Raw genomic sequence first — 8,950 nt, forward strand, 5'->3', positions numbered from 1 at the left:
CTGGAACGTGGAGGGAGATTGGCGAAATTCACGTATTCAGGCAAGAATCGCGCAAAAACAGCGTAAACAAACCAAGCCCCGCGTGGTGGAAATGACACGCGGGGCTAGTTTTTCGTGCGTTTCAGCCTGCGAAGCTTCGCGGAAGACTTTATTCCGCCGGAACTGCGGTGGCTTCGGTGGTTAGCGGATGACTCAGCTTGTTCAGCATCTCTTTGGGACAAACCTGAAGGAATTTCGCTTTTTCCACGTCCCAGTGTTGCAGGATATCTGCGGCTTTCCGGCTATAGGTCTCCTCAGCGTGGCGTGTGATGAGCATTTTCAACTGCTCCTCCCAATGCGCGACTAAAACCGGGCAGGTGACCAGTGTTTCATTGTTCATCAACGCTTCGGCTTTGCCTTCGGGATCGTAAAGATAGGCCATGCCACCGGTCATACCAGCACCAAAGTTGGCGCCGATAGTACCAAGAATCACGGCCACACCGCCCGTCATGTATTCACACCCGTTCGAACCGCAGCCTTCGACCACAACTTTTGCACCCGAGTTACGCACGGCGAACCGCTCACCTGCGCGACCTGCCGCGAACAGGTGTCCATCTGTGGCCCCATACAGGACTGTGTTGCCGATGATCGTGTTCTCATCCGCCTTCAGCGGGCTGACCTGCGGCGGGCGCACAACAATCGTACCGCCCGACAAACCCTTGCCAACATAATCGTTGGCGTCGCCTGACACTTCCAGTTTCAGTCCCGGAGCAGCGAATGCCCCCAAAGACTGACCAGCGGAGCCCTGAAGCTTCACATGTAGGTGGTCGTCCTGGAACGTGTTCCGCATACCAAAGTTCTGCACGATATGGCTGGAAACACGGGTGCCAACGGTCCGATGCGTGTTCTGCACCGCATAGGACAGCTGCATCTTTTCACCGTCTTTCAGGAACCGGGCCGCATCGCGGACAATCTCGGCGTCCAGTGTATCCGGTACCGCGTTGCGATCTTTGTCACGGTTGTAGACGATGTCATGCGCACCATCGACCGTGATCAGCAGCGGATTGAGATCCAGATCATCCAGATTCGCCGAACCACGGCTGACCTGCGCCAGCAGATCAGCCCGGCCGATGATCTCGTCAATCGACCGCGCGCCGAGGCTGGCCAGCAGTTCGCGCACTTCCTGCGCGTAGAAGGTGATCAGGTTGACGACCTTGTCCGCGTTACCGGTGAACTTGGCGCGCAGGCTTTCGTCCTGTGTGCAGACGCCAACCGGGCAGGTATTCGACTGGCACTGACGCACCATGATACAACCCATAGCGATCAGGGCGGCGGTGCCGATGCCGTATTCTTCGGCCCCCATCATCGCGGCCATAACAATGTCACGTCCGGTGCGCAGGCCACCGTCGGTCCGAAGGGTCACACGGTCGCGCAGGTTGTTCATCGCCAGAACCTGATGCGCTTCGGTCAGGCCCATCTCCCATGGAAGACCGGCATATTTGATTGAGGTCGCGGGTGACGCGCCCGTACCGCCATTGTGACCCGAAATAAGGATAATATCCGCTTTCGCCTTGGCCACACCGGCCGCAATCGTGCCCACGCCCGAGGACGCTACCAGCTTGACCGTCACTTTGCAGCGCGGGTTGATCTGCTTGAGGTCATAGATCAGCTGCGCCAGATCCTCGATCGAGTAGATGTCGTGGTGCGGCGGCGGCGAGATCAGCGTCACGCCTTTTGTCGAATGCCGCAGACGCGCGATCAGGTCGGTAACTTTCATGCCAGGCAACTGGCCACCCTCACCGGGTTTCGCGCCTTGGGCGACCTTGATCTCAAGCTCTTCACACTGGTTCAGGTATTCGGCGGTTACACCGAACCGGCCCGAGGCCACCTGTTTGATCTTGGCAGAAGGGTTATCGCCATTGGGCTCTGGCACGAAATGCGCGGGGTCTTCGCCGCCCTCGCCCGAGTCCGATTTCGCGCCGATCCGGTTCATCGCCACGTTCAGCGTCTTATGCGCCTCAGGCGACAGCGCCCCCAGCGACATACCCGGCGTGACAAAGCGTTTGCGGATGGAGGTAATCGACTCGACCTCTTCAATCGGCACCGGCTTGCTAAGCGGTTTGAAATCCATCAGATCGCGCAGGTGGATCGGCGGGTTTGACTGCATCTTCGCCGAATACTGCTTCCACAACTCGTAAGAGGCGCGGTTACAGGCCATCTGCATCATGTGCATCGAGGTCGCTTCCCACGCGTGGGTCTCACCCGATTTCCGCGCTTTGTAGAAACCACCGATGGGCAATACATCCAAGCCGCCGTCCCAAGCCTTGGCGTGGGTTTCCTCCAACTTGGCCTGAATACCGGTCACACCGATTCCCGAGATCCGGCTGGTCATGCCCGGGAAATACTCGGCCACCATCGCACGGCTGAGGCCCACGGCCTCAAAGTTCAGACCGCCACGATAAGACGAGATCACCGAAATCCCCATCTTGGCCATGATCTTGAGCAAACCCTGGTCGATGGCTTCACGATACCGTGCGACGTTTTCGGTCAGGGTGCCGTCCAGCAGGCCGCGGCCAATGCGGTCAGCAAGCGAATCCTCGGCCAGATAAGCGTTCACTACAGTCGCACCGCATCCAATCAGGACGGCAAAGTAATGCGGGTCGACACATTCTGCAGAACGTACGCTCAGGGAACAGAATGTGCGCAGACCCTGGCGAGTCAGATGCGAGTGAACCGCGCTGGTCGCCAGGATCATGGGCATTGCTATCCGACCAGCGCCCGAGCTCATGTCAGACAGGACGATATGCCCTGCACCGGACCGCACGGCTTCTTCTGATTCGGCTCTAACACGGGCCAAAGCGGTACTCAGCGCGCCGCGACCGGGTTCAAAGCTGCAATCGATTTCCGCCAGCGGGGCATCAAAGCTCTCGACCAGCTTGTCCCACTGCGCGTTGCCGACAAAGGGGCTTTCCAGAACCACGATCTCGGTCTGGCTGCTGTCTTCGTCCAACACGTTCTTGAGGTTGGCAAAGCGTGTCTTCAGCGACATCACGCGGTATTCACGCAAGCTGTCGATTGGAGGGTTGGTGACCTGGCTGAAGTTCTGGCGGAAGAAATGGCTGAGCGGGCGGTATTGCTTGGACAGAACCGCAGACGGTGTGTCGTCCCCCATGGAAGCCAGCGCTTCTTTGCCGTCTTCAGCCATCGGAGTCAGGATTTGCTCCAGCTCCTCAACCGAATAACCCGCCGCGATCTGACGCTTGCGCAGCTCTTCACCCGCGAAGATTGGAGCCTCAGTTACGCCCGCCAGCGTGTTGTCCAGATCGTTGATCTTGCCGACCCATTCACCAAACGGCAACGCTCGCGCCAGTTTGTTCTTGATCTGGGTGTCGCGATACAGCTTGCCCTTCTTCATATCCACAGCCAGCATCTGACCAGGACCAAGCGCGCCTTTTTCGGTTACGGAGGCTTCGTCGATCGGGACCATGCCGGCCTCAGAGCCCGCAATCACCAGACCATCGCCAGTCACCACGTAACGCATCGGGCGCAGACCGTTCCGGTCCAGACCGGCGCAGACCCAGCGACCATCGGTCATGGCCAGCGCGGCGGGGCCGTCCCATGGTTCCATCACCGAGTTGCAGTAGGAATACATGTCACGCCAGGCTTGCGGCAGTTCGACCGCCTGTTTGGACCAGCTTTCCGGCACCAACATGGTTTTCGCCATCGGGGCCGAGCGGCCAGCACGCACCAGGACCTCAAAAACAGAGTCTAATGCAGCCGAATCCGATGATCCGCTCGCGATGATCGGTTTAATATCTTCCGCATAGTCGCCAAAACTGTCCGAAGTCATCCGGATCTCGTGGCTTTTCATCCAGTTGATGTTACCTCTCAGCGTGTTGATTTCGCCGTTATGGGCCAACATCCGAAACGGCTGGGCCAGCCACCATTGGGGGAAGGTGTTCGTAGAATAGCGCTGGTGATATATTGCAAACGCCGATTCAAAACGTTCATCCATCAGGTCGGGATAGAACACGGCCACCTGCTCGGCCAGCATCATGCCCTTGTAAATGATCGAGCGGCAAGACAATGACGCGAGATAAAGCCCCGAAATCCCCGCAGCAGCAGCGGCTTTTTCAATGCGACGACGGATCACATAAAGCTCACGCTCAAATGTCTCTTCATCTACGCCTTTGGAGTTCGAGATCAGGATCTGCTCGATCTCGGGTCGCGTGGCGTTGGCTTTATCCCCCAGACACGTCACATCGACCGGCACGTGACGCCAGCCATAGATGTAATAGCCCATGCGCAGCACTTCGGTTTCCACGATGGTCCGGCACTGTTCCTGTGCGCCAAAATCGGTGCGCGGCAGGAACACCTGTCCAACGGCGATCAGCTCATCCATATTGGGTTCGTGACCAGTGCGGCGTATCTGGTCATAGAAGAAAGGAGCAGGGATCTGCACGTGGATGCCCGCGCCGTCACCGGTTTTACCATCGGCATCAACCGCACCCCGGTGCCAAATCGCCTTGAGCGCATCGATCCCCGCGTCCACCACCTTGCGTGACGGCTTGCCATCGACGGAAACAACAAGGCCCACCCCGCAGGAAGAATGCTCTTCTTGCTCAGAATAGAGACCGTTTTCCGCCATCCATTTGCGCTTGGCTTCTTCGGCCCGCACCCAATCGGCATCATATTTGGTCATTGGCTGTCTCCTTCTTCCGGCTGGGCATACATGACTTCGACCTCAGCTTTGGTCATCTGCCGGCGTTCGCCTGCGAACGCATACCCGTCGGGCTTTTTGTCGATATAAAGTTCCAGTTTCAGCGGATGGCCTGTGTCGTCGAACAGGCCCGCTGCCATTTGAGTATGTCCGTGCATCTCACCCGGAAGGGTGATCCGGTACCAAAGCGCCGAACCACAATCGGCACAAAAGGCACGCTCGGCCCAGTCGGATGAGGTAAAGTTTTTGACCGGTCCCAACGCGGCGTATCCCGCTTCCGCCGGAAATGTCACCAACATCGAGCTGGTCCAGCGACGGCATTGGTCGCAATGGCATGCACCGAGTGCGTCCTTCGCCGGAGTGGCGGTCACAGTGACCGCGCCGCACATACATTGGCCTTGCAATTCGGGCATCGAACCCTCCTGTCGTTGGGCGTTGGGTTACTCGGCAGCTATAGCCGCCTTGGCGTTGAAACGGTCGATGATCGCGTCGGCACAGTCGCGACCGTCCCGAATCGCCCAAACCACAAGAGAGGCCCCGCGCACGATGTCACCGATGGCATAGACGCCGTCCATTTCGGTTTCACCAGTTTGGAACGCCGCCTTGACAGTGCCCCAGCGGGTCACGGGCAGGTCTGGCTGGCCGAACAGAGCGGGCAGGTCTTCGGGCTCAAAACCCAGCGCCTTGATGACCAGATCGGCCTCTTCGACATAGTCCGCACCTTCGATAACCTCGGGAGCCTGACGACCCGACGCGTCGGGCTGCCCCAGACGCATCTTTTGCACCATCACGCCGGTGACCTTATCATCACCAGTGAACCCTTTTGGCGCGCTGAGCCATTCAAAAACAACGCCTTCTTCCTCGGCATTTTGCGTTTCACGCTGCGAGCCCGGCATATTGGCCCGGTCGCGGCGATACAGGCACTTGACCGAGGTCGCGCCCTGACGGATCGAGGTGCGCACGCAGTCCATGGCGGTATCACCGCCACCGACCACGACCACCTTTTTACCTTCGGCATTCAGGCGGCCATTGTCGAAATCTTCGACGACATCACCAAAACTTTTGCGGTTCGAAGCTGTCAGGAAGTCTATTGCCTTTTCGATCCCGGCCAGACCGCTTCCCGGCATAGACAGGTCGCGGGACTTATACACGCCGGTTGCAACAATTACCGCGTCGTGCCGGGCACGAATTTCATCAAACTTGGTGGCGTCAACGTCACAATTCAGCTCGAACCGGACACCGCCGTCAGCCAATAGGTCATTGCGTCGTTGCACGATGTCCTTTTCAAGCTTGAAACCTGGAATGCCGTACATCAACAGGCCACCCGCACGGTCATGACGATCATAAACCGTCACCTGAATTCCAGCGCGGCGCAGCATATCCGCCGCAGCCAACCCACCGGGGCCACCTCCGATGATGCCCACGCTCTCGCTACGCTCTGCAGCGGGCGCGACAGGTTTCACCCAGCCTTTGTCCCAAGCAGTGTCCGTGATGTATTTCTCAATGGTGCCAATGGTGACTGTGCCGTGACCCGATTGCTCGATGACACAGTTGCCTTCGCACAAACGGTCTTGTGGGCAGATGCGTCCGCAGATCTCGGGGAAGGTATTTGTAGCCTGGCTTGTCTCATAGGCTTCTTCCAGGCGACCAGTAGCGGTCAGATGCAGCCAATCCGGAATATTGTTGTGCAATGGGCAATGTGACTGGCAATACGGCACGCCGCATTGGCTGCAGCGACTGGCTTGTTCGGCGGCTTTCTCGGCGGCGTACTCTGCATAGATTTCGTCAAAGTCTTCCTTGCGGTCGCTTGCAGCACGCTTTTCCGGCATGACACGGTCGATCTGCACAAATTTCAGCATCGGTTGCTTGGCCACGGGTCAGACTCCATGAGTTGGCTTGGTCCGGTTTCTCTAAGGGATACGCTAGGGGATTAAAAGTCAAATATACTGACCTAAATTGAGAAAGTTGGTTGCGGCGAGCTAAATTATTGAGAAATTCTTGATTTTTTAGATCCGAATCGGACCTATATGTGCGCTTTCCTTTTCCCCGCCACCCTTATACCCATAATTCGCAAGTATAATGTGACCGCAAATCGGCAGGGCAGATGAGTCTTTTCCACCTGATTCTCGTAGCAATCATTCAGGGAATCACTGAGTTTTTGCCCATTTCTTCATCCGGTCATCTGATCCTTCTGCCAAACCTCACGGGCCTTGAGGATCAGGGACAAGCCATAGATGTTGCGGTTCATGTAGGAACCCTGGGCGCGGTCGTTCTGTATTTCTGGTCGGACGTCAAACACGCCCTTGCCGGCCTGCCGCATGCCCTGATCGGCCGGACAGATACCGCACAAGCACGCCTGGCCCTGGGCCTGATCATCGCTACAATCCCGACCGTGATCGCAGGCTTGATCCTGCATCTGACAGGGTTGAGCGATGCCATGCGTTCGATCTCTGTAATCGGCTGGACCATGCTGGGTTTCGGTCTGTTGCTGTATTGGATGGATCAGAAAGGCCCCCAAATCAAAGAAGCCGCCGATTGGGGTGTGCGCGATGCATTCATAATGGGGTTGTGGCAGATTCTTGCCTTGATCCCAGGCACTTCCAGATCCGGGATTACTATCACCGGTGCACGTCAATTGGGCTACACCCGAGAAGAAGGCGCGCGGATTGCTATGCTGATGTCGATTCCGACGATTCTGGCATCTGGTACATTGCTGGCATTGGATGTGATACGCGACGCCGATGCGCAGCTGGCGCGCGACGGCGCCATTGCCGCAGCGTTTGCGTTTTTTTCCGCCCTTCTGGCGCTCAGCCTGATGATGCGGCTACTGCGCAGCGTTAGCTTCACGCCCTACGTCATCTACCGCGTCATTCTTGGCGCGATCCTGTTATTCATCGCCTACAGCTGATCAGTACGCAGGTTTTTGGCCGAATTCTGAATGTCGTCATACTGACCTGAGGGGCGGAACTTCCACAGGTATTCCGGCAGCACCGATTCCAGCGTGGTCGGTGTGATCCCAAGATCGGCAAAAGATCTGGCACCATCGGACACAACATTGTCGTTCCGCAAGTTCTTGAGCTGATCGCGGGTCAGAATGTTGTTCGGGAACAACTGAAAACTGACGAACTTCACGATATCCAGAACACCCGCCATGATCCGCGCGGCGAAGAACGGCATCCCGATGATGACGCGACGACGGTGGATCACTTCCAGCATCTGCTGCATCAAAGCGCGGAAGGTTTTGACCTCGGGCCCGCCCAGTTCATACACGCCGGGTTCGGCCTGTCCCAGAACACCTTTGACCGCTGCATGGGCCACATCATCCACATAAACCGGCTGGAACTTTGTTTGAGCCCCGACCAACGGCAGGAACGGCCCCATGCGCGTCATTCCGGCAAAGCGGTTGAAGAATTGATCTTCGGTGCCAAAAATCACAGATGGCCGCAGGATCACTGCATTTGGCATATGTTTCAGCACGCCCGCTTCGCCCTGCGCCTTGGTCTGAGAATATTCGCTGGCGGCATTGGCATCCGCGCCAATGGCCGAGATATGAACCATCCGTTCAATCCCCTGATCCGCCGCCAATCGCGCGATGCGCTCAGCCCCTTCGGCCTGTACGGCACCAAAGTCGTTCTTACCCATCTCGTTCAGCACGCCGACGCAGTTGACTACAACATCTGCACTGTGCATGGCCCGCGCAACCGACGTATCATCGCGGATATTGCACAGCACCGGCTCAACTTGACCAACCACACCATAGGGTTTCACGAACATCGCCTCATTCGGGCGGCGCACGGCCACACGAACGCGCCACCCCTCACTCGCCAGGCGCCGCGCGATGTAGCGACCGACAAACCCCGATCCGCCATAAATCGTCACAAGTTTCGACATGAGAGGGCTCCTGCTGAGAAATTGCGCCCTAGACCTAACGCCCGCAGCCCCTCCAAACAAGGCGCTAATTCGCCGCGAGGGTGTTGAAATTTTCAGGCGTGAAAAGCGGGGCGGGGAGCAAATTCAAAAAACTTTCAAAAATCTCCCCGAATCTGGTTGACGCCCTCCGCCACTGGGCTTAAACGCCCCTCCACGACACCTGCCCAGGTGGCGGAATTGGTAGACGCGCTAGCTTCAGGTGCTAGTGTCCGTATGGACGTGGAGGTTCGAGTCCTCTCCTGGGCACCATCCCCTACAGATAAGCCTTTGTATCCCTTCAGCTTTTACTGGAGCTGACCAAGGGCGTAGTACATGCTGGAG

At 57.5% G+C, this 8,950-nt stretch carries 5 protein-coding genes and 1 tRNA gene; 2 read left to right on the forward strand and 4 right to left on the reverse strand.

The window, feature by feature from the left end; all coding sequences use genetic code 11:
* Positions 1 to 148 precede the first annotated feature (148 nt).
* From gltB to AC2FJZ_RS21205, 3 genes are read right to left on the reverse strand one after another with little or no spacing between them, the layout of a single operon-like run.
* Entirely contained in the window at positions 149 to 4,681 is a 4,533-nt protein-coding gene (gltB, locus tag AC2FJZ_RS21195) for a glutamate synthase large subunit (RefSeq protein WP_496780139.1), read from the reverse strand.
* The gene (locus AC2FJZ_RS21200; RefSeq protein WP_496780141.1) at positions 4,678 to 5,112 is read right to left on the reverse strand and encodes a GFA family protein; all 435 of its coding nucleotides are present in this window, start codon (positions 5,110 to 5,112) and stop codon (positions 4,678 to 4,680) included. The genes gltB and AC2FJZ_RS21200 overlap by 4 nt, the downstream gene beginning before the upstream one ends.
* Positions 5,113 to 5,139: 27 nt before the next feature.
* Positions 5,140 to 6,573 carry an NAD(P)-dependent oxidoreductase gene (locus AC2FJZ_RS21205; protein ID WP_496780143.1) on the reverse strand — a complete coding sequence of 478 codons (1,434 nt, stop codon included), beginning with the start codon at positions 6,571 to 6,573 and terminating at the stop codon, positions 5,140 to 5,142.
* Positions 6,574 to 6,803: 230 nt separating this feature from the next.
* Between AC2FJZ_RS21205 and AC2FJZ_RS21210 the strand changes: the two genes are divergently transcribed.
* Positions 6,804 to 7,607, forward strand: coding sequence for an undecaprenyl-diphosphate phosphatase (locus tag AC2FJZ_RS21210; protein ID WP_496780145.1), 804 nt, complete (start codon positions 6,804 to 6,806; stop codon positions 7,605 to 7,607).
* Here AC2FJZ_RS21210 and AC2FJZ_RS21215 read toward each other — a convergent pair.
* Positions 7,598 to 8,590, reverse strand: coding sequence for a complex I NDUFA9 subunit family protein (locus tag AC2FJZ_RS21215; RefSeq protein ID WP_496780147.1), 993 nt, complete (start codon positions 8,588 to 8,590; stop codon positions 7,598 to 7,600). The two genes, AC2FJZ_RS21210 and AC2FJZ_RS21215, sit on opposite strands and share 10 nt — an antisense overlap.
* A gap of 201 nt (positions 8,591 to 8,791) precedes the next feature.
* On the opposite strand from AC2FJZ_RS21215, the gene AC2FJZ_RS21220 reads away from it, so the two are divergent.
* Positions 8,792 to 8,878: transfer RNA gene (locus AC2FJZ_RS21220), tRNA-Leu, on the forward strand.
* Positions 8,879 to 8,950 lie beyond the last annotated feature (72 nt).

Source organism: Ruegeria sp. CDSA079 (genome assembly GCF_059612245.1).

Bases quoted from the DNA above. Each gene is read 5' to 3' on its own strand.
- AC2FJZ_RS21210 (WP_496780145.1), top strand. From the start codon at position 6,804: ATGAGTCTTTTCCACCTGATTCTCGTAGCAATCATTCAGGGAATCACT.
- AC2FJZ_RS21200 (WP_496780141.1), bottom strand. From the start codon at position 5,112: ATGCCCGAATTGCAAGGCCAATGTATGTGCGGCGCGGTCACTGTGACC.
- gltB (WP_496780139.1), bottom strand. From the start codon at position 4,681: ATGACCAAATATGATGCCGATTGGGTGCGGGCCGAAGAAGCCAAGCGC.
- AC2FJZ_RS21215 (WP_496780147.1), bottom strand. From the start codon at position 8,590: ATGTCGAAACTTGTGACGATTTATGGCGGATCGGGGTTTGTCGGTCGC.